The organism is Xenorhabdus entomophaga (assembly GCF_037996725.1).
GTDB classification, from domain to species: Bacteria; Pseudomonadota; Gammaproteobacteria; order Enterobacterales; family Enterobacteriaceae; genus Xenorhabdus; species Xenorhabdus khoisanae.
Window position 1 is genome coordinate 1 of record NZ_JBBMXH010000348.1, and the last position, 446, is coordinate 446.

General features: G+C 58.5%; 1 protein-coding gene. It reads right to left on the bottom strand.

What is annotated here, in order from left to right; all coding sequences use genetic code 11:
- A partial coding sequence (locus AAC854_RS23135) for a phage portal protein (protein WP_340619133.1) occupies positions 1 to 446 on the bottom strand: 446 nt, incomplete at both ends.

The following is a 446-nucleotide window of genomic DNA, read 5'->3' on the forward strand; positions in this document are numbered from 1 at the left end:
TCGGTCGCCAGCCCTAACCCGATCGCCTGCCGGGCATAGGCCACCGGACTTAACCCGGTCAGGCCATTGAGCGTAAAGATACGCACATGCCAGATGTCAGCCTGCGTCAGGGTGGCGGTGTCACCGTTCGGGAAGGTGACCTGATATTCCGGCAGCCAGTCGTTATTGAGTTTGGGGACCACACTGCCCGGGTCGAGCGGTAATAATTCCACCACCTCCCCCAGTGCCTTCACCTTATAGGCATAGAAGTTCCCCCGCAGGCACAGGCAGGCCACCAGTAATTCCCAGAACTCCTGTGGGGTCATGTAGTTGTTGGGTTTGACTGACAGCAGTTTATGCAGCCGCTCTTTGACAGCACGCTGATTCCCCCGCCCGAGTTGTTCGTACAGTGAACAGGGCAGCATGCCGACCGATTCCGCCAGTACCCGCACACAGCTAAAGACCGC